Origin of the sequence: Palleronia sp. THAF1 (genome assembly GCF_009363795.1) — a bacterium.
In the GTDB taxonomy this organism is placed as follows: domain Bacteria; phylum Pseudomonadota; class Alphaproteobacteria; order Rhodobacterales; family Rhodobacteraceae; genus Palleronia.
In genome coordinates this window covers 2,887,713-2,906,635 of record NZ_CP045420.1, presented here as the reverse complement: position 1 = coordinate 2,906,635, position 18,923 = coordinate 2,887,713, and the positions used below count along the sequence as shown (strand labels likewise).

Annotated in this window: 24 protein-coding genes; 13 read left to right on the top strand and 11 right to left on the bottom strand. The window is 63.3% G+C overall.

The features are described 5' to 3' along the window. Window positions 1–64: 64 nt before the first annotated feature. On the top strand, window positions 65–355 hold the full coding sequence (locus FIU81_RS14580; protein WP_124110352.1) for an HU family DNA-binding protein: 291 nt from the start codon (window positions 65–67) through the stop codon (window positions 353–355). A gap of 50 nt (window positions 356–405) precedes the next feature. On the opposite strand, the gene FIU81_RS14575 is transcribed toward FIU81_RS14580, so the two are convergent. The 4 genes from FIU81_RS14575 to FIU81_RS14560 form a co-directional block, all read right to left on the bottom strand. Beyond that, window positions 406–1,092, bottom strand: a complete 687-nt coding sequence (locus FIU81_RS14575; protein ID WP_124110353.1) for a DUF998 domain-containing protein — start codon at window positions 1,090–1,092, stop codon at window positions 406–408. A 158-nt stretch (window positions 1,093–1,250) separates the two neighbouring features. Further along, window positions 1,251–2,348, bottom strand: coding sequence for a site-specific DNA-methyltransferase (locus FIU81_RS14570; RefSeq protein WP_305848547.1), 1,098 nt, complete (start codon window positions 2,346–2,348; stop codon window positions 1,251–1,253). Window positions 2,349–2,434: 86 nt separating this feature from the next. Beyond that, window positions 2,435–3,070 (bottom strand): ribonuclease HII, encoded by a 636-nt coding sequence (locus FIU81_RS14565; protein WP_124110355.1) that lies wholly within the window; start codon window positions 3,068–3,070, stop codon window positions 2,435–2,437. A gap of 140 nt (window positions 3,071–3,210) precedes the next feature. Next, window positions 3,211–3,645, bottom strand: a complete 435-nt coding sequence (locus tag FIU81_RS14560; protein WP_124110356.1) for a hypothetical protein — start codon at window positions 3,643–3,645, stop codon at window positions 3,211–3,213. A 190-nt stretch (window positions 3,646–3,835) separates the two neighbouring features. On the opposite strand from FIU81_RS14560, the gene FIU81_RS14555 reads away from it, so the two are divergent. Both FIU81_RS14555 and FIU81_RS14550 read left to right on the top strand, forming a co-directional pair. Beyond that, window positions 3,836–4,111 carry a hypothetical protein gene (locus FIU81_RS14555; RefSeq protein WP_124110357.1) on the top strand — a complete coding sequence of 92 codons (276 nt, stop codon included), beginning with the start codon at window positions 3,836–3,838 and terminating at the stop codon, window positions 4,109–4,111. Beyond that, window positions 4,083–4,787: a winged helix-turn-helix domain-containing protein gene (locus tag FIU81_RS14550; RefSeq protein ID WP_124110358.1), complete on the top strand. Its 705-nt coding sequence runs from the start codon at window positions 4,083–4,085 to the stop codon at window positions 4,785–4,787. The genes FIU81_RS14555 and FIU81_RS14550 overlap by 29 nt, the downstream gene beginning before the upstream one ends. On the opposite strand, the gene FIU81_RS14545 is transcribed toward FIU81_RS14550, so the two are convergent. Next, window positions 4,784–5,572 carry a protein-disulfide reductase DsbD domain-containing protein gene (locus FIU81_RS14545; protein ID WP_124110359.1) on the bottom strand — a complete coding sequence of 263 codons (789 nt, stop codon included), beginning with the start codon at window positions 5,570–5,572 and terminating at the stop codon, window positions 4,784–4,786. The genes FIU81_RS14550 and FIU81_RS14545 overlap by 4 nt on opposite strands. 105 nt (window positions 5,573–5,677) lie before the next feature. On the opposite strand from FIU81_RS14545, the gene FIU81_RS14540 reads away from it, so the two are divergent. Next, window positions 5,678–6,241 carry a YqgE/AlgH family protein gene (locus FIU81_RS14540; protein ID WP_124110360.1) on the top strand — a complete coding sequence of 188 codons (564 nt, stop codon included), beginning with the start codon at window positions 5,678–5,680 and terminating at the stop codon, window positions 6,239–6,241. A 22-nt stretch (window positions 6,242–6,263) separates the two neighbouring features. On the opposite strand, the gene FIU81_RS14535 is transcribed toward FIU81_RS14540, so the two are convergent. The 3 genes from FIU81_RS14535 to clpB all read right to left on the bottom strand — a co-directional run bounded on the left by FIU81_RS14535 (window position 6,264) and on the right by clpB (window position 10,064). Beyond that, a complete protein-coding gene (locus FIU81_RS14535) occupies window positions 6,264–7,082 on the bottom strand; it encodes an alpha/beta hydrolase family esterase (protein ID WP_172971486.1) in 819 nt (272 codons plus the stop codon). After that, the gene (locus tag FIU81_RS14530) at window positions 7,079–7,258 is read right to left on the bottom strand and encodes a DUF1127 domain-containing protein (RefSeq protein ID WP_124110362.1); all 180 of its coding nucleotides are present in this window, start codon (window positions 7,256–7,258) and stop codon (window positions 7,079–7,081) included. The genes FIU81_RS14535 and FIU81_RS14530 overlap by 4 nt, the downstream gene beginning before the upstream one ends. 193 nt (window positions 7,259–7,451) lie before the next feature. After that, window positions 7,452–10,064: an ATP-dependent chaperone ClpB gene (clpB, locus tag FIU81_RS14525; protein ID WP_124110363.1), complete on the bottom strand. Its 2,613-nt coding sequence runs from the start codon at window positions 10,062–10,064 to the stop codon at window positions 7,452–7,454. Between the two features lie 204 nt (window positions 10,065–10,268). Between clpB and FIU81_RS14520 the strand changes: the two genes are divergently transcribed. Beyond that, entirely contained in the window at window positions 10,269–10,553 is a 285-nt protein-coding gene (locus tag FIU81_RS14520; protein ID WP_124110364.1) for a hypothetical protein, read from the top strand. 91 nt (window positions 10,554–10,644) lie between these two features. On the opposite strand, the gene FIU81_RS14515 is transcribed toward FIU81_RS14520, so the two are convergent. Continuing rightward, window positions 10,645–11,361 carry a hypothetical protein gene (locus FIU81_RS14515; RefSeq protein ID WP_124110365.1) on the bottom strand — a complete coding sequence of 239 codons (717 nt, stop codon included), beginning with the start codon at window positions 11,359–11,361 and terminating at the stop codon, window positions 10,645–10,647. Window positions 11,362–11,472: 111 nt separating this feature from the next. Between FIU81_RS14515 and pyrF the strand changes: the two genes are divergently transcribed. The 5 genes from pyrF (at window position 11,473) to FIU81_RS14495 (ending at window position 14,893) form a co-directional block, all read left to right on the top strand. Continuing rightward, window positions 11,473–12,165 (top strand): orotidine-5'-phosphate decarboxylase, encoded by a 693-nt coding sequence (gene pyrF / locus FIU81_RS14510; protein ID WP_124110366.1) that lies wholly within the window; start codon window positions 11,473–11,475, stop codon window positions 12,163–12,165. After that, window positions 12,162–12,953: a metallophosphoesterase family protein gene (locus FIU81_RS14505; protein ID WP_124110367.1), complete on the top strand. Its 792-nt coding sequence runs from the start codon at window positions 12,162–12,164 to the stop codon at window positions 12,951–12,953. Before pyrF ends, FIU81_RS14505 begins: the two co-directional genes overlap by 4 nt. A gap of 196 nt (window positions 12,954–13,149) precedes the next feature. Continuing rightward, window positions 13,150–14,172, top strand: coding sequence for an aspartate-semialdehyde dehydrogenase (locus FIU81_RS14500; protein ID WP_124110368.1), 1,023 nt, complete (start codon window positions 13,150–13,152; stop codon window positions 14,170–14,172). Window positions 14,173–14,293: 121 nt separating this feature from the next. Beyond that, complete coding sequence (locus tag FIU81_RS16795) at window positions 14,294–14,434, top strand: hypothetical protein (protein ID WP_172971485.1); 141 nt, start codon at window positions 14,294–14,296, stop codon at window positions 14,432–14,434. Window positions 14,435–14,707: 273 nt separating this feature from the next. Beyond that, window positions 14,708–14,893: a hypothetical protein gene (locus FIU81_RS14495; RefSeq protein ID WP_124110369.1), complete on the top strand. Its 186-nt coding sequence runs from the start codon at window positions 14,708–14,710 to the stop codon at window positions 14,891–14,893. A gap of 20 nt (window positions 14,894–14,913) precedes the next feature. Here FIU81_RS14495 and FIU81_RS14490 read toward each other — a convergent pair whose 3' ends face one another. Then, window positions 14,914–15,561 carry a carbonic anhydrase gene (locus tag FIU81_RS14490; RefSeq protein WP_124110370.1) on the bottom strand — a complete coding sequence of 216 codons (648 nt, stop codon included), beginning with the start codon at window positions 15,559–15,561 and terminating at the stop codon, window positions 14,914–14,916. 134 nt (window positions 15,562–15,695) lie between these two features. On the opposite strand from FIU81_RS14490, the gene FIU81_RS14485 reads away from it, so the two are divergent. From FIU81_RS14485 to FIU81_RS14475, 3 genes are all read left to right on the top strand, one after another. Beyond that, window positions 15,696–16,064 (top strand): hypothetical protein, encoded by a 369-nt coding sequence (locus FIU81_RS14485; protein WP_124110371.1) that lies wholly within the window; start codon window positions 15,696–15,698, stop codon window positions 16,062–16,064. Window positions 16,065–16,133: 69 nt separating this feature from the next. Next, on the top strand, window positions 16,134–17,522 hold the full coding sequence (locus FIU81_RS14480) for a leucyl aminopeptidase family protein (protein WP_124110372.1): 1,389 nt from the start codon (window positions 16,134–16,136) through the stop codon (window positions 17,520–17,522). Next, window positions 17,519–18,346 (top strand): NlpC/P60 family protein, encoded by an 828-nt coding sequence (locus FIU81_RS14475; protein WP_124110373.1) that lies wholly within the window; start codon window positions 17,519–17,521, stop codon window positions 18,344–18,346. The genes FIU81_RS14480 and FIU81_RS14475 overlap by 4 nt, the downstream gene beginning before the upstream one ends. Here the strand turns inward: FIU81_RS14475 and FIU81_RS14470 are convergent. Beyond that, a complete protein-coding gene (locus FIU81_RS14470; RefSeq protein WP_124110374.1) occupies window positions 18,343–18,690 on the bottom strand; it encodes a DUF2794 domain-containing protein in 348 nt (115 codons plus the stop codon). The two genes, FIU81_RS14475 and FIU81_RS14470, sit on opposite strands and share 4 nt — an antisense overlap. Between the last annotated feature and the right edge of the window lie 233 nt (window positions 18,691–18,923).

The following is an 18,923-nucleotide window of genomic DNA, read 5'->3' as shown; positions in this document are numbered from 1 at the left end:
GAAAGGATGGCGTTTAGTCACGACCACGGCGCACATCGCGCATTGACTCAGGGAGACACAAAACATGGCTCAGAAGCCCATGACCAAAACCCAGCTCGTCGCCGCGCTGGCCGAGAAGATGGACGTTCAGAAGAAAGAGGCCGGCGAAGCGCTGGATGCGATCACCGCGATCATCACCGACGAAGTGTCGTCGGGCGGTGCCGTAACGCTTCCGGGCGTGGGCAAGATCTACTGCCGTGAGCGCCCCGAGCGCATGGTCCGCAACCCCGCCACGGGTGAGCAGATGAAGAAAGAGGCCGACAAGGTGGTCAAGATGACCATCGCGAAGGCCCTAAAGGATAGCGTGAACGCTTAAATCCTTGGTTATATTGACGGAACGGGGCGCCATCGGGCGCCCTTTTCTGTTCAGCCCTGTTGGTGGCGCTTGTGGTGCCCGTCCCGTAGATGCCGCCGACCGCGGTTCAGGAACAGCAGCGACAGTGGGATCGTCCACAGATACGTCGCGCCGATGCCGATCTTTTCCAAAATGCCGTCGATGCTGGTGGGCACCAGCTTGAACGCCACGGCAAAGACGAACCAGCCGATTGCGGCGATGATGAACATCCAGCGCATATGCGGATGCTCGCCCGCGACGCCCTGTGCCATGAACAGCGGCCCGACAAGGTAGAGCGGTCCCAGCGCGAAGGTCAGTTGCGTGTGAACCGCCATGCCGTCGCCTTCGGCTGTCGCGCCGAACTCGTCCCACAGGCCAAGCAGAACGACGACAAGCGCCAGGAATGCGAGGAACAGGATGCCCATGCTCCACGCGGCCCGGCCCAGATGCGCGTGGGCGGATGCGATGGCCAGCCCGAGCATCCCGGCGGCGTTGAAGTAGAATGCGACGTCCATGATCCACTTCTTCTCGCCCCGTGCGAGGTCGCTGATCGTGTCGGCGATGAAGTCGTGCTGCGTGACTTGGGTGGCATAGAAGATCGCGATTATGGGTATGATCGATCCCAGCAGCCCAGCGAAACCGCAAAAGGTCAGCAATTCGGGTCGTTCTTGAACAACGATTTCATCGTCTGGATCGCGTGTTCCGGCTTCGCGCAACATCTGTCTGTCCCCCCTGAATTACCGTTCTCTAACGGTCAGCGGCGCAAATGGTCCCCGAAAAAAAGACCCCGCACGTCGCGGTGCGACGGCGGGGCAAGGTAGCGACATCGGGGCACGCCGAAAGGCGCGCTCACCAGATGTCACCGGCGGTAACTGGTTCAGCTCAGTTCAGAGCGGATCTGTTGGCGAAGCTGGTCGATGGGAACGTGCTGGCCATCACGCACGAAACGCCAGTAGGTCCAGCCGTTGCAGGACGGCGCACCATCCAAAGCGGCCCCGACCTGATGGATCGACCCTTTGTGCGTCTTGGTGGACAACGTCCCGTCGGCACGCACCTTGGCGGCGATGCCTTTGGGGTTCACCAAGGTCTCTCCGGGACGCAACAGGCCACGCTCGACAAGTTGGCCGAAGGGAATACGCGGCTCTGCGCGCTTCGACGTGGTGACTTCCAGCGCGGCTTTCTCGTAGGGCACGATCTTCGACAGGCGCTTGGTGGCGACCTCGATATAACCCTCGTCGCGCTCCAGCCCGATGAAGTGGCGGCCAAGCATCTTGGCGACAGCACCCGTGGTGCCGGTGCCGAAGAAGGGATCGAGCACGACGTCCCCTGGGTTGGTCGAGCCGACCAGAACGCGATGCAGCAGCGATTGCGGCTTTTGCGTCGGGTGCGCCTTGTCGCCTTTGCCGTCTTTTAGGCGCTCATGCCCCGAACAGATCGGCAGCACCCAGTCGGATCGCATTTGCGTGCCTTCGTTCAAGGCCTTGAGCGCGTCGTAGTTGAAGGTGGGCTTCGATTTCTCGTCACGACCGGCCCAGATCATCGTCTCGTGGGCGTTGGTCAGACGCTTGCCCTTGAAGTTCGGCATCGGGTTGGACTTGCGCCAGACCACGTCGTTCAAGATCCAAAATCCCTGGTCCTGCAGCGCGGCACCCACACGGAAGATGTTATGGTACGATCCGATCACCCAGATCGCGCCGTCGGGCTTGAGAATACGACGCGCCGCTTTCAGCCAAGCCTTTGTGAAGGCGTCGTAGGCTGCAAAGCTGGAAAACTGGTCCCAGTCGTCATCCACCGCATCGACGCGGGAATTGTCGGGGCGATGCAGCTCGCCTTTGAGTTGCAGGTTGTAGGGGGGATCGGCGAAGATCAGATCGACGGACGCCTCTGGAAGGGCGTTCATCAGATCAATACAATCACCGCGCAAGATTTCGTCCAGGGGCAGGGGTGCTGCCTCGGTTCCACTCGTTTTCATCATCACTGCCTCAGGTTGCGACCCGTTTTTTTTTGGTGGGTCGCTTATTGTCCGTTCAGCATGCGAGGACCGTTCCTGCCTTACAAAAACTATTTGATCTCAGGCTGTGGATATTTTTCTTGTAACAATATGTTGTGGATGGGCTTGAAGGAGCGTCTATGATGTGTGGTCACGCCGTGTCTTTTCAGTCCCAGCATATGGGCGGCGGTGCCGTAGCCCATGTTTGTGTCCCACCCGTAGAACGGGTGCTGTTGCGCCAGCGCCAACATGCCTAAATCCCGCCAGTTTTTCGCCACAATTGACGCCGCCGCGATTGATGCGCTGCGGTCGTCGCCCTTCACGACAGCCTGCGCGGTGCAGGGCAGGCCCGGAGGGATCAGCTTGCCGTCGATCAGCAGGGCGTCCGGTGCCACGGGCAGCGCGGCGATGGCGCGGCGCATGGCAAGGAAGGTGGCTTGCAGGATGTTGATGTCGTCGATCTCAGCAACGCTGGCCTCTCCGATCCCCACATGGGCGCAGTCGGTGATCTGGGCGGACAGTTCGGTGCGCCGCGCTGCGGTCAGCTTCTTCGAGTCGCGCAGGCCGGAAGGCACCTGACAGGGGCGCAGGATGACGGCGGCGGCGGTGACGGGGCCGGCAAGGGGGCCGCGACCGACCTCGTCCACGCCGGCGATGATCCGGGCGCCAAGGGCGTGAAGACGGGATTCGAAGGTGTAGTCGGGCATGGGAACGGCATGAAAGACGCGCGCAGGCCCATCAAGACGTAAAAAGGGGCGATGGTCGAAACCATCGCCCCCGCGTTGCAATCCACTGCCCGAGATGTGCGGTCGTAGACAGAGTGGATTACAAAGAAGAGAGGCCGCACTCACCGGTGCTGCGCCACCCTCCATCCGTTGTGCCGCAGGCATCGGGCGCCATAGGCGGCTCGGTGTCGTCCCCCGACCCGGACCTGCGTGGCGCAGGCATGGGGCAGGTATCTTGTGGGCACGCCGCTGCGTTGCAGACAGCGCTGGCCGAAGACGCGAATGTGTCCACGGCGCGTGTCGACGCTGCGCAGACATTGCGCCGGAAGGGCGCGCCGGGTGCGGCGGTGGTCGCGGAAGCCTCGGGCCTGCCCACGCTGCACGGTGACATTGGCCCGGCCATTGTTGTTCAGCGCGCCGGTGGCGATTCCGACGATGGCGAGCGTCCCGAGGATCTTTGCTGCGTCGTCCCGGTCCAGCGCCTGTGCAGGGGCGGACGCGATGGGCGTCAGCGCCAGGGTCAGGCCAAGGGCGGCGGCGGTCAGGGTCTTGATCATGGTGTTTCTCCTTTTGGGTCGCACACCGTCGGGGTCGCTTGTCTGGATTGGAGATGGGGTCAAAGGGCCAAGACAGGCAATGACGCAGCCTTGTCATGGGATGACGAAGGGCGCAGACAGCCTATGTCATTGAATGACATCGACGCCGCCGCCACATCAGACGCACTCCTGACCCATCGGAACGTTCCCCATGAAAGGCCTTTTCCTCGTCCTCTCGCTTACGCTGTTCGCCGGCCCTGCCGCTGCGGCTTGCTTCGTGGACTACAAGGCCAGCCGGGATGATCCGCTTCAGTTGCATTATGGCGTCGTTGAATTGACAGACGCCGAATGCGAAGACCCCGAAGCCGCCGTTGCGGGCCGGATCGCTGTCGATGACTGGACTCTGCTCAGCGTGATGTCGGTGATGACAGAGGATGAGGCATTGGAGATCGAAGCGGATGCTGGCGCGTATTTCCTCCGTTACTGAAAGCTCAAAGGGCATTGCACGGCTGATCGGCTGGGGCATCGTCGGTATCGTGGCGATCCTTGGGCTGACGGCGGTTCTGCTGTTCCTGACGCTACCGTCTGCGGACGCGTTCAATTCCCGTGTCGAGCGGCTGTTCGTCGAAAGCGCCGGGCTGACCGATGCTGGGTCCATCCGGTTGCTGGAGATCCTTGCGCAATCAGGCACCGCCTTTTCGGAAGTGCTGGCCAGCTACCGCGTCGTGATCTTCGTGCTGTTGGTTTTCGCCGTGGCGCTTCTGGTCACGGCCCTGGTGTTCCTTGTGCTGATGGTCCAGCTCTATCGCCGCGTGGGCGAAATGGAACGCGCGGGTATCACGGTGAAATCCCTGCTGATCAGCCGCGAGGAACGCGCGGTGCAAATCAACGATATGGAATTTCAACTGACCGAGGCCGCGATCGAGACGCTGAGCGTTCTGGCAGAAGCGCGGATGGACGAAGACATCCTGTCGGGCGCCGAGATCGAGGCGATGGTGTCTGGCAAGAAAGTTTCGGAGTGTGACGAGGCGTCGGGGGCCACGCGGATCAAGCGGCTACGCGATGCGCTGGGCAACCAGCTTGTGTCGGAACTGCTGGTCCGCACGATCCAGCGTCGCGGCTACGTCCTGTCCATCGACAAGGATGCGATCCGCATGAGCTAGCGGGCGGCGCAGCCCAGTATCTCGGCAGCACCCCGGTCGCCGATCACGGTGATGCGCAACCCGTTCCGATCCAGTGACAGTGGCTGCCCGCGTGGCGGTTGGACGTGGGCGGTGGACACCAGCGTATTGCCCTGTCGCTGGGTCTTGGGTTCCGAAACCCACAGGCGCGGGTCCGAAGGCTCGAACACCACCTCTTCGGCGCGGCCTAGCGACGGCATCTTCAGCGTCGCGGTCAGGATTGCGCCCTTGGGCGTCAGGCGCAGGTCACAGCGTGCGCCGGAGACGTTCGCCTCTGTCGCGGTAAACGGGCGGTTGGACAGGGCAGAGCGGATCAGCGGGTCCGTGGTTGTCGCGGCCGCGGGCAGTGTCGCGCGCGTCGTTGCACTTACCGGAATGCAGATGTCGCGGCACACGCCCATATCGAGCGAAAGGCGCAACGCGATGGGCTGCCCGGCGCGGCGGGGTGTCACGTGGATCGGCAGAACGACACCGCGATCATAGCCGACGGATCGCATACCGGATTGCCAGAAAACCGACGGCACCGGCCACATGATCTGCACATCGGCCACGTTGTCAGAGCCGGACCAGTTGAACGACGGGGGAATCCCTGCCTCTCCCGGTCGGCGCCAGTAGGTCTTCCAACCGGGCGCCAGCCTGATCTGCACCCCGGCGATATGCGTGCCCGCGTCGCTGCGCCAGCCGGGCAGCAGCGTGACGTCAGAGTGTTGTGCGACGGCAGGCGCGGCACAGAGAATGGCGGTAAGAAGGGCAAGGATACGGATCATGCAGCGAGCCTTATCCGGCCCCGTGGTCGGTGCGGAAGTCACATCCCCGAGACGATGGTGCAACAACTCCCTTGTGCTGCGCCCTGGTCACGCCATGTCTGGGGCATGGATAAACCGTTCGATCTGACCGCAAAGCTGCTGATCGCCATGCCGGGCATGGGCGATCCGCGATTCGAGCGTAGTGTTGTGGTGATGTGCGCCCACGGTGCTGACGGCGGCATGGGCCTGATCGTCAACAAGCCCGCGCCGCATATCGACCTGGGCGACCTGTTGGAACAGCTGTCGATCCCCTGCGCGCAACCTGTGACCGATCCGGTGTTCTTCGGCGGCCCGGTAGAGACGACGCGCGGCTTCGTCCTGCACTCGCCGGATTACGCCTTGGACGAGTCGACGCTGGACGTGGGCGGGATGTTCGCGATGACCGCGACGCTGGATATCCTGCGCGCCATTGGTGACGGCGAAGGGCCGGGGCGGGCACTGGTCGCGTTGGGCTATGCTGGCTGGGGACCGGGGCAGGTGGAGGACGAGATCGCGCAGAACGGCTGGCTGGTGTCGGATGCCTCGCTCGAGATCGTGTTCGCCGCCGACCACGAGGATCGGTGGCTAGCGGCAATCCAGGCCATGGGCATCGACCCGATCCTGCTGTCCAGCGATGGCGGGACGGCGTAGCGGATCAAGCCGTCGCTTCGTCTCAGCCGCCCATGCGCGTCACGATGCGCATAGGATTAGAGTGTCTGGCAGGCTGCACCTGACGCTCTGTCGTGGTCAGCGCCGTTTTCATCACCATGTCGGACGCCGAGGGCAGCGTCGGGGCCGCGAAGTTTTCGCCGTCCGTGCCGCCTGACCAGGCGTGGCCCAGGCCATCTACCGTGACGAGACGAGCGAACGGATCATCCTTTGCGATCCGCGCGGCATTCGAAGGGTCGACCACCGTGTCGTCGCCGCCGTGTATGATCAACAGGGGTCGTTCGGCGTGATTCGTTGCGCCGATGCTACCTTCGCCCTTCATGGCCGACAGCGCCGCGATCCCGTTGCGCGCGACCCCGGTGGCGACGCCGGAATGCGCTACGGTGGCGAAGAACACGTCGGCGTATGTGTCGCGTAGGATCAGCGCCATCGCAGCGCCCGCCGAAAAACCGGCAACGGCGACGGCGTGAGTCGGGATGCCAAGGTCCATCGTGATCGTCTCTGTCATCCCGGCGATAATTGCGGGTTCGCCGAAGCCGCGGCGCTGGTGCGCGGTGCGGAACCAGTTCCAGCATTTCAAGTGGTTGTCCGCGCCGGCCTGCTCTGGCCAGAGGGTCGCCCAGCCATGGGATGCCGCAAGCTGCGCCATCCCGGTCAGCCGCACGAAGTCTTCGGCGGACTGACCGCAACCGTGCAGCATGACGATCAGACCGTTGGGCGCGGTTTTGCGTGTAGGTCGGACCAAGATGAAATCGCGGCGACCGGCGGCGCAGTCGTAGCGGTTACGTTCGACCGTCAGATTGGGAAGCATGTCGGAAATCATGGCGTGCTCCATGCGTGGGCGGTTGCGCGCGCATGAATGTCGCCGCGTTTGATACCGATGTCCGCAAGGGTGCTATCGTCGAGCGCTTCAAGCGTTGCGACGGTCTTGCGATAGCGTTTCCAGCGCTCCGTTTCAGCCGTAGTGGGGCGGGACTCGATGCGTGACCGATTGGGCATTACTCTTTCCTCACTCGATACGAGCGCATGCGTATAGTTCATCGCGCTGTTGAGTAGCTGAGGGTTTTCTGCGGACGCACAATGCGCAGTAAGGGGATGCTGCGTTGCGGCATAAGCAAGGGTCCGAAAGGAACGACTTCGGGGCGCGTTCGGGACGAAAAAAAGCCCCACCGTTTGGCGAGGCTTTTCAGTTTCAGTGAACCACCGCGTCCTGCGGCGGTTGCCGGTTCGATGCGGCGATGCGGTCGCCCACCAACAGCCCATCTGGTCCTGCATCCACGGTGACGGTCGCGCCATCGGCGATGTCACCGGACAGGATCGCCTCTGCCAGCTGATCCTGCAGGCTGCGCTGGATCACGCGCTTCAGGGGGCGTGCGCCGAAGACCGGGTCATAGCCTTCGTCAGCCAGCCAGGTCCGGGCCGCGTCCGACAGGTCCAGCGTGATCTTGCGCTGGGCCAGACGCTGCTCCAACCGGCGCAGCTGGATCTTGACGATGCCATCCATATCGGGCCGCGAGAGGCGGTCGAAGATGACCGTCTCATCCAGACGGTTCAGGAACTCTGGGCGGAAGTGCGCCCGCACCGCGTCCATCACATCGCGCTTGGCCGCAGCGGCATCCGCGCCTTCGGGCATCTGGCTTAGCGCCTGCGACCCAAGGTTCGAGGTCAGCACGATCAGTGTCTGCTTGAAGTCCACGTGCCGCCCCTGACCGTCGGTCAGAACGCCATCATCCAGCACCTGTAGCAACACGTTGAACACGTCCGGGTGCGCCTTTTCGACCTCGTCGAAGAGGATCACCTGATAGGGACGCCGCCGCACGGCCTCGGTCAGGACGCCGCCTTCATCATAGCCGACATAGCCCGGAGGGGCGCCGATCAGACGCGATACGGCGTGTTTCTCCATGAACTCACTCATGTCGATACGCACCATCGCCTGATCGTCGTCGAAGAGGTATTCGGCAACGGCCTTCGTCAGCTCGGTCTTGCCGACGCCGGTTGGCCCAAGGAACAGGAACGAGCCCAATGGACGGTTCTCGTCGTTCAAACCCGCGCGCGCGCGGCGCACGGCATTGGCCACCGCCGTGACGGCGGTGCGCTGACCGATGACACGGCGGCCCAGCTCTTCCTCCATCTTCAGCAGCTTTTCCCGCTCGCCTTCCAGCATCTTGGACGTGGGGATGCCGGTCCAGCGTTCCACGACCTGCGCGATCTGCTCGGGCCGCACAGCTTCCTCGACCATCAGGTCTTCGGAGTTCTCGGCCTCGTTCAACTCCCGCTCCAACTGGGGGATGATGCCGTAGGACAGTTCCCCGGCACGGGCAAGATTGCCTTCGCGCTTGGCGATGTCCAACTCGGCGCGGGCGCGGTCCAGCTGCTCCTTCAGGGTGCGGCCCTTGTCCAGCTTGTCGCGCTCTGCCTGCCACTTGGCGGTCATCGCCTCAGCCTGTTCCTGCACGTCGGCCAGTTCCCGTTCCAGCGTCTCCAACCGGTCCTTCGACGGCTGATCGTCTTCCTTGCGCAGAGCCTCTTGCTCGATCTGCATCTGCAGCATCTGCCGGTCCAGTGCGTCGAGTTCTTCGGGCTTGGAGTCGACTTCCATCCGCAGGCGCGAAGCAGCTTCGTCCATCAGGTCGATGGCCTTGTCGGGCAGGAAGCGGTCAGTAATGTAGCGGTGCGACAAGGTTGCCGCAGCGACCAAAGCCGAATCGCTGATCCGTACGCCGTGGTGCAGCTCGTACTTTTCCTTGATGCCGCGCAGGATCGACACGGTGTCCGGCACTGTGGGTTCTTCCACGACAAGCGGTTGGAAACGACGGGCCAGAGCCGCGTCTTTTTCCACGTGCTTGCGGTATTCATCCAGCGTGGTCGCGCCGACGCAGTGCAATTCCCCGCGTGCGAGCGCGGGTTTCAGCAGGTTCGACGCATCCATCGCGCCATCGGCCTTGCCGGCACCCACAAGCGTGTGCATCTCGTCGATGAACAGCACGATTTCACCGGCGGCGGCTTCGACTTCCTTGAGGATGGACTTCAGCCGTTCCTCGAACTCACCACGGTACTTCGCACCGGCAATCAGCGCGCCCATGTCGAGCGCGAGCAGGCGCTTGTTGCGCAAGGACTCCGGCACGTCTCCGTTGACGATGCGCAGGGCAAGACCTTCGGCGATCGCCGTTTTACCGACGCCCGGCTCCCCGATCAGAACGGGGTTGTTCTTGGTGCGGCGCGACAGGACCTGCATCGTGCGGCGAATCTCATCGTCGCGGCCGATAATCGGGTCGATCTTTCCCGCACGGGCGCGCTCTGTCAGGTCGATACTGAACTTTTTCAGCGCCTCATAGCCGTCTTCGGCAGAGGCGGAGTCGGCCGTCCGGCCCTTGCGCAGATCGTTGATCGCGCCGTTGAGTGCCTGCGCATTTACCGCACCGGCATCCAGCGCGTCCTTGGCCTTGGACTTCACCATGGCGAGCGCAGTCAGCAGCCGCTCCACCGGCACGAACGAATCGCCCGCTTTCTTGGCAAGCTTCTCGGCTTCGTCCAGAACACGCGCGGTGGTCTGGTCCAGATAAACCTGCCCCGCGTCGCCGGAAACCTTGGCCTGCTTGCCAAGGCTTAGCTCTACCTGCTCGGCCACGCGCTGCGGCGCACCGCCTGCGCGGGTTATGAGGTTCGAGGCCAGGCCTTGTTCGTCGTCCAGTAGCGCCTTCAACAGATGCTCTGGCAGCAGTCGTTGATGGTTCTCGCGCATTGCGATGGTCTGGGCAGCCTGAATGAAGCCGCGCGACCGTTCCGTGAACTTCTCCAAGTTCATGTCGTCACTCTCCTACATAAGCGCCCGTGTCTTCGCCGCCCTGATGCGGCACGGCGATTTGGGCCTTGTGACAAGGAGATGGGGACTGGCGGGGAATCGATCAAGATTGGCGCTCACAGGCGTGTGAAGGAACTTATCCACAGGCTCGCGCGTATTATGGACAACGCGGCAAAAAAGTCGCTTCGAGCAGATAGGAGCAAGACAATGACAGGCACGCTTCCCAAGATTCTCAACGGTACATCCGGAATGATTTTCGTCGATGCCGATATTGATGCCGTCTCACGCGACCGTGATTTCGGTCGGATCGAGGCCACCGTGACGCTTTACGTCAAGCAACAGGGCAGCCCGCTGCGCCCCTATCGCGTCCGCACGAATGTGAATGACAAAGGTGCGGCCCCGTTGCGCGCCCGCCTGATTGCCGACGCGACCATGCTCGCCGAGCACTTCATGTCACAGACCACAAGCGCGGGTGCCGTCCACGCCGCTTGAATGTTCACTGCCTGTAGGTACGACCTACCTCAACTCAAAACGCCCTGTCTTTCGACAGGGCGTTTTTTTGTGCGATTGGGGTGGGATCGGATTACTGCGCGCTTTCCACGCAGTCACCGATGTTGCCATTGGGGCCAGAGGGGGTCGGCACAACCGCCGCACCGCCATCGTCGGTGTCGCGCACGATATCCTGGCAGTCCTCTGGATTCAGCTCGGTCTCCGCGTCGCGGCCTTCGGGCAGGGCTTCAGCGTTCTCCGTCGAAGACTCGGTGTTCTCGTCGGCGGGCGTCGGGTTGTCACTGCTTTCATCAATCAGGAAGGAATCGTCCTCTTCGCTGGCCGCACCGTCCTGCTCGGCGGCATCGGCACCGACGGGCTGTTCGCCATCCGCGCCACCGGCTTCAGAGGCTTCGGTCGTGGTCGCCCCTTCCTCGGTCACGCGCTCTTCGGTTTCGTTGCCCTGCGCGTCCGCAGCTTCGCTATCCGAAGCTTCGCTGTCGCTTTCGGTGCTGGCCTCATCCGACCCTTCGGTGTCGATGTTCTCTTGCGCCGGGATCTCGCCGCCAGCGGCTGGCTCTACCTCATCAAGTTCTTCGGTGACGCCCTCTTCTTCCATGTCGGCTTCGCCCTCGGCCATCGTGCCCGCGCCTGCGGGCTCTCCGTCCACGTCTTCCGCGATCACGGTCGGCTCATCGGGCGGGCCATCATCGGCGACGGCGAAGACGCCGATCATCACGGCGGCGACGACGGCACCGATGATGCCGATCGGGACCAGAGGGTTGGTATTGCTAAGCGAGGAATTGGCCATGAACGTCTCCGTAGAATATCTGGCAGGCATCGAATGTCCCCATCGCGGGGTCCGCGCCTTGCTGCACTGTCTCAGATGGGGCAAGGGCGGTGCGAGGCAAGGAGAGACGACATGACCGACGACAGACTTATCGTAGCTCTGGATGTGCCGGACGCGATGGCCGCACTGGCTTTGGCCGAGCGGCTGGGCGACTCGGTGGGGTTCTACAAGATCGGTTTGGGGATGCTGACCGGCGGTGGTCTGGCGCTGGCGCAAGAGCTTAAGGACGAGCACGGCAAGCGTATCTTCCTGGATATGAAGCTGTTCGATATCGGCGCGACGGTCGAAGCTGCGGTGCGGGGCCTGTGCCGGTTCGATCTGGACTTCCTGACGGTGCATGGCGACCCGCATGTCGTGCGTGCCGCGATGGAAGGGGCGTCTGGGACGAACACGCGCATTTTGGCGGTGACGATCTTGACCTCGCTGGACCGTGCCGATCTGGATGACGGGCTGATGCAGGCGGGCGATGTGTCCGATCTGGTGGTCGAGCGTGCGGGTCGCGCGTTCGAGGCCGGGGCCGATGGCGTGATCGCGAGCCCGCAGGAAGCCGCAGCGATTCGCGGCCTTGGGGCGGCGAATGGTCGGCTGATCGTCACGCCGGGCGTTCGGCCAGCGGGCGCGGCGCAAGGCGACCAGAAGCGCATCAGCACACCGGCAGCAGCCTTGCAGGCGGGCGCGGATCACATCGTGGTTGGTCGGCCGGTCTGGCAGGCTGCTGATCCGGCTGCGGCGGCGCGCGCTATTGGTGCAGAGATCGCGGGATGACCCTATACGCAGTGGGCGACATCCACGGACAGGCCGCAGAGCTTGATCGCGCGCTGGCGCTGATCGAGGCAGACGGCGGGCCGGACGCGCAGGTGGTGTTTCTGGGCGATTTCACCGACCGCGGCCCCGACAGTCGCGGCGTGCTGGATCGTCTGATCGAAGGACGTGACGCGGGGCGCAACTGGCGTTTCGTGCGTGGCAATCACGATCAGATGTTTTTGAACTTCTTGACCAACGGCGCGCAGCACGACAGCCACATCGGCTCTGGCCTGAGCTGGATGAACAAACGTCTGGGCGGGCCGTCGACGCTTGCCTCTTATGGGTTGGGCGGTGCGCCGCTGTTCCTGCATGATCGCAACGGCGGGCGTGAAACGCTGGCCTCCTATGAAATCGACGGGCAGTCGCTGTCGGATATGGAGCTTAGCAGTGCCGCGCGAGAGGCCGTGCCAGACGCACATGTGCAATTCCTATCGGACCTGCCGCACCACATCGAAGAAGGCGATCTGTTGTTCGTCCACGCCGGCATTGCGCCGGATGTGCCCTTGGCACAGCAGGACCCGGAAGATCTGATGTGGATCAGGGACGGGTGGCTGGAGGTCGAAAGCCCCCACCCATGGCTTGTGATCCACGGACACACTGCCTTGGACTTCCCCGAACATCGGGGAAACCGCGTGAATCTCGATGGCGGTGCCGGTTATGGCAGACCGCTGATACCTGCGGCGATAGAAGGCCGCTCTGTCTTCACGTTGCACGAGGACGGACGCCGCGCGCTCGTCCCCGGAACGTGAAGCGCAGGTTTACTTGCTCTTCATGAAGTTGAAGCCGGCCAGGGCCAGCAAGGCGACGAGGATCAGAAGAACGAGAATATACATCATGGCGAATGCTCCTTGTTAGCGGTCCGTTGACACACATAGGACGTCTGCGGGGCCTTTCACGTTCCAATCGCATCCGTTAGAGACCGCGACGTTATCGAAAGGACATTCCATGGGTTACAGGATCGTCGTCGCAGGCGCCACGGGCAACGTGGGTCGCGAAATGCTGAACATCCTTGCCGAACGCGATTTTCCCGCCGACGAGGTGGTCGCGCTGGCATCGCGCAAGTCACTGGGCACCGAAGTGAGCTACGGTGACCGGACGCTGAAGACCAAGGATCTCGATACGTTCGATTTCACGGGCTATGACATGGCCCTGTTCGCCATCGGGTCGGACGCAACGAAGACCTACGCGCCCAAGGCCGCCAAGGCGGGCTGCGTGGTGATCGATAATTCGTCGCTGTACCGCTACGACAGCGAAGTGCCGCTGATCGTGCCGGAGGTGAACCCCGAAGCGGTCCACGGCTATTCCAAGAAGAACATCATCGCGAACCCCAACTGTTCGACCGCGCAGATGGTGGTGGCGCTGAAGCCGCTGCACGACCGCGCGAAGATCAAGCGCGTGGTGGTGTCCACCTATCAATCCGTGTCCGGCGCCGGGAAAGACGGTCTTGATGAGCTGTGGGATCAGACGAAGTCGATCTACAACCCGACCGACAGCAAGCCGCCCAAGGCCTTTCAGAAGCAGATCGCCTTCAACGTGATCCCGCAGATCGACGTCTTCATGGAAGACGGCTCGACAAAGGAAGAGTGGAAGATGGTCGTAGAGACGAAGAAGATCGTCGATACCTCCATCAAGGTGCATGCAACCTGCGTGCGCGTGCCGGTCTTCGTGGGCCATTCGGAAGCGATCAACATCGAGTTCGAAGAGTTCCTGGACGAAGACGAAGCGCGCGACATCCTGCGCGAGGCGCCGGGCATAATGGTCGTGGATAAGCGCGAGCCGGGCGGCTACGTCACGCCCATCGAATGCGTCGGCGACTTTGCCACTTTCATCAGCCGCATCCGCCAGGACCCGACCATCGACAACGGCCTGTCGCTGTGGTGCGTGTCCGACAATCTGCGCAAGGGCGCTGCCCTGAATGCAATCCAGATCGCCGAGTTGTTGGGGCGTGAGGTTTTGAAGAAGGGCTGACTGCGGTACACCGGGTCTTCGTAATACGTTAATTTCAGTTGGGGCGGGCCTTCGCAGGCTCGCCTTTTTGCTTTTCGTGAAAAAAATCACGACGCCGTGAAACTCGTTTCACAGTGCGCCCGTGGCTTACGGCACAACGATGGAAAACACGAAAGAGACCGTTATGTCCGAACTCATGCTCAAAGCCGCCAAGCGTCGCCAGATCGCCCTGAAGGGCATCAAGCAGATCGAAGAAAACGTGTTCGTCGTTGCCGCCGAGTGATCGGATTGTGGCGGAATGAAGGCGCAAGTCTTCACGCCCGCATCGCTGCCGAATGCCTTTGATTAAAGGCCGGCGGCAAAGGGCAGACCACCCATTGCGCACGCAGTGTGCAGTGCTGGTCCGACGCATCGAATTAAGGGTGATCCGTTTACTCTTCGCCCGTTCAAAGCATTTTGCGCGAATTGCGATGCTGTCGCCACGTTTCCGCCACACCCATTGACGACTCTGATCTTGCCACGACCGACGATACCCGGTCCCAGCAGGAGAAGCAGAATGATAGACCTCAGCCAAAAAGCCCGTTCGGGCCGCACTCGCGCCCTGAGCCTGTCTCGCCACTCGAAGGACAACGTGTTTTTCGAGACGCCCGACCGCCCGACCGAGCGGCGCCACCGCACCCGCAGCAAAATCGACAAGCTGTTCGACGTCACGCCGCCAGAGCCGTTGCAACTGGCAAGCTGAATCGGCTGCGATGCGACCGCCTAGACCGGCTGGAACGTATCCGTGCGCGCGTCCAGCATCGTCAGGCTGCCTTCCGCGATATCGGTGTGCAAACCGTGCAAGGATAGGCGCTCTGCCTCGACTGCTTCTTTGACGAACGGAAAGGTCATCAGGTTGGCGAGAGAGGTCTTCACGGCCTCGTGCTCCAGATCGCGGATGTCGAAGTCCGGCTTTTCCGTCGTCAAACGCTCATAGCCCGGCTTCAGCAGGTCCATCCAGCGGCCGACGAAGCTGGTCTTTTCTTCCAGTTCGGGGGCGTGGCCGGAACACATGTCCATGCACCCTTTCACGCCGCCGCACAGCGAGTGGCCTATGACGATCACGTGGGCGACTTTCAAGGCCGTCACAGCGAACTCGACCGCCGCCGAGGTGCCGTGCTGCGCGCCATCCGGTTCATAGGGCGGCACCAGGTTGGCGATGTTGCGGTGGATGAAGAACTCACCTTGCTCCGCCCCGAAGATCGACGTGACGTGCACCCGGCTGTCGCAGCACGAAATCACCATCGCGCGCGGGCGCTGCCCCTCGTCGGCCAATCGGCGATACCAGGCGTGGTTCTCCGAAAAGGTCGTGGCGTGCCAGCCGTGATAGCGCTGAACAAGGTACTGAGGCAGGGGCTTCGCAGGTGACATGGGGACTCCGTTCCATCTGACTGCACAAGCTTTACGGCGAATCGTCGGGACATTCCATCATCTTGCCTTGCCAACGTCGGGTCCAACGCACCGTCGGATGGCATGTCATCCTCTAGCGATGAAGGATGCCGAAGATGAACGTGATCGAACTGGGCCTGACCGAACGGGCCGAACAGGATACCTGGCGGTTGCTGAGCACCACCCAGCCCGATGGCGGTTGGCACCCCGACCTCGGGCCGGGTCTGGAGGAGTTGGCCGAGGGGATGAGCGCGATCTCCCACGCGTGGAATCACGGAGACCTGTATTTGCTGCGCGACCGGCTGGAGCCCCTGGCGCAGCAGGCCGGGGCATTAGGTCTGAATCGCATCGCGCGGGTGGCCCACACAACGCAGCGTCTGACCCACAGTGATGACGCGCCCGCACTGGCTGCCAACGCTGCGCGGCTGATGCGGTTGGGCCGCGCGTTGTTCGAGGATGCATGCCGTCACAGCGATCAGGTGTGACCGCCGGGGATTGCACCGGGCGGCGTGGGGCCTAGGGTCGGGCGCGATGACCCAGCAGAAAGCCGCCCCATGACCGACGATCCCCTGCGCTTTGCCCCCGACACCGCCGAGGTCCGGACGCTGTATGCGTTGACGCCCGATGGCTTTACGGCGTGGCAGGACGGCGCGTCCGAGCCGCATCGCGCTTGGGCGGAAGCGGCGGAGTTTCAGGGCAAACCGGGGCAGATGCTGGTCCTGCCGGGACCGAATGGCGCGCCAGAGGCGGCTTTGGTCGGCTTGGGTGATGCGTCGGCGCAAGCGCGCACGCGGTTCTCGGTGGCCGCAGCCCGCGCGACGCTGCCGGCGGGGCCGTGGCGTCTTTCCGGTGATCTGGATGCCGCACAGTTGGACGAAGCCGCGCTTGGGTGGCTATTGGCGGGCTACCGGTTCGAACGCTACGCGACGTCTCCCGCACCCACCGCCACGCTGGTCGTGCCCGCTGGCGTCGATGCCGCGCGGTTGGAGGCGATGGCCGCCGGAGAGGCGCTGACCCGCGATCTGATCAACACCCCCGCCCGTGATATGGGCCCCGCCGATCTGGCCCGCGCGGCAACGACTTTGGCCGACCGTTTCGACGCGCAGATCGCGATCACCGACGGTGACGCCCTCGCGGAAGGTTTCCCGCTGATTCACACGGTCGGGCAGGCCGCGGGAGAGGGGCGATCCCCGCGACTGATCGACATGACGTGGGGCAATGCCGGTCCGCGCATCACGCTGGTCGGCAAGGGGGTTTGTTTCGATACGGGTGGTCTGAACCTGAAGCCCGGTGCCTCTATGGGGCTGATGAAGAAGGACATGGGCGGCGCAGCGACGGTGCTGGGCCTCGCTCAGATGCTGATGGAGACGGGGCAGCCCATCCGCCTGCGCGTCCTGATCCCGGCGGTAGAAAACGCGGTGTCGGGCGACGCCTTCCGTCCCGGTGATATCCTGCCCTCGCGCAAGGGGCTGACGGTAGAGATCAACAACACCGATGCCGAGGGGCGCTTGGTTCTGGCCGATGCGTTGGCCTTGGCCGGAGAGGAAGAAACCGACCTGACCGTTTCGATGGCAACACTGACGGGCGCCGCGCGCGTGGCGGTGGGGCCTGATCTCGCGCCGTTCTACACCGACGACAACGGCTTCGCGCAAGCGCTGTCCGACGCGGGCACGCGCAACGCCGATCCCCTGTGGCGTATGCCATTCTGGGCCCCCTACGAGACGATGATCGAGCCGGGCATCGCCGATCTCGACAATGCGCCCAAAGGCGGTTTCGCCGGGTCGATCACCGCCGCCTTGTTCCTGCGCCGCTTCGTGACGGCACCGCGTTACGTGCATTTCGACATCTACGGCTGGAACCCCAGCGCGTCGCCTGCCCGACCCAAGGGCGGCGTCGGCCAAGGGGCGCGAGCGCTCTTCGCGGCGATCGAGGGGATGGTATGACCGACCGCCGCCTGACCCCCGCCAACGGCCGTGTCGCCGCGCGCGAGTTGATGGGACGCGTGAGTGCCGATGCTTTCGTGACGCCGGAACCTGCGCAGGTAACGGTGCCGGTGGCCGACCTGTGGCAAACGCCAGACCGCACCGCCCGCGATCGCCAGCTTTTGTGGGGCGATCCGGTGGACGTGTTCGAGCGGCGCGGCGGCATGGCCTTCGTCCGCGCGGGCAAGGATGGCTACGTCGGCTACGTGGCCGAGGGCGATCTGGGTGCGCGCGCCGACGCCACCCACATCGTCGGCGTCGCCGCGACCCACGCCTATCCCGCGCCCGACATGAAGCGGATCGCTGTGCATCACCTTGGCTTCGGTGCGCGGGTGAAAGTCGTCGCGGGCGGAGACAAGTTCTTCGAGATCGAGGGCGGTCTGCACATCCCCCGCCCGCATCTGGTGCCCGCCAACCGCGCCTTCACCGACCCCGCGGCGGTGGCGCAGCTGTTCTTTGGCGTGCCTTACCTGTGGGGTGGCAACTCGACTCTGGGGATCGACTGTTCCGGCTTGGTGCAGGCCGCGTGCCTGGCCTGCCACATCCCGTGCCCCGGCGACTCGGACTTGCAAGAGGCTGTGCTGGGCCGTGCCCTGACCGACGAAGTCCCAGAGCGCGGCGATCTGTATTTCTGGAAAGGCCATGTGGCGATGGCGGTGGATGCCGACGTTCTGATCCACGCCAACGCGCATCATATGGCAGTGTCCTATGAGCGGATCGAGGACGCAATCGCCCGCATCGACGCACAGGGCGATGGGCCGGTGACGGCGCGCAGGCGGCTCTAGTCGATGGCGCGGATCAGCTTCTGATCCAGTACCGACAGGGTCGACCGCAGGTCCGCGCCGCGTTTCAGGATCTGGTTGTCCATGCCGATGACCGCATACATTCCCTGCCGATTGCGCAGCTTGGGGCGCTTTTCAATGCGGTAGATCGGATGCTCGGCGCTGCGGCGGAAGATCGAGAAGACGGCGACGTCGCGCAGAAAGCTCATCCCGTAGTCGCGCCAGATGCCGGCGGCGACCGCGCGGCCGTAAAGCGACAGGATCAGGTTCAACTCGGTCCGGTCGAAGGCGGTCCGATCGTGGGGGTCGGGTTTTCCGGGGAACGGCGTGGGGGTCATCACGGTCATCCCTTGAACGTGGGGGACCGTGCGGGTCTTGGCAAGAGGGCGATATTGTCAACGGTTTCGTCTTAATCAAACCTTGGCATGGGCATCATGTCGTCACGCGGCGGGGGCAAGGTGCCATCATAGCGAATAGCTAACCGGTGTCGCGGTCTTCCTTGCCCCCAGCTTGGGCCGCGGCATCGGACTTCACTCTCTCACTCCCCACCGAATGTCATGCGCAGTGCTTTGCGCTGAAG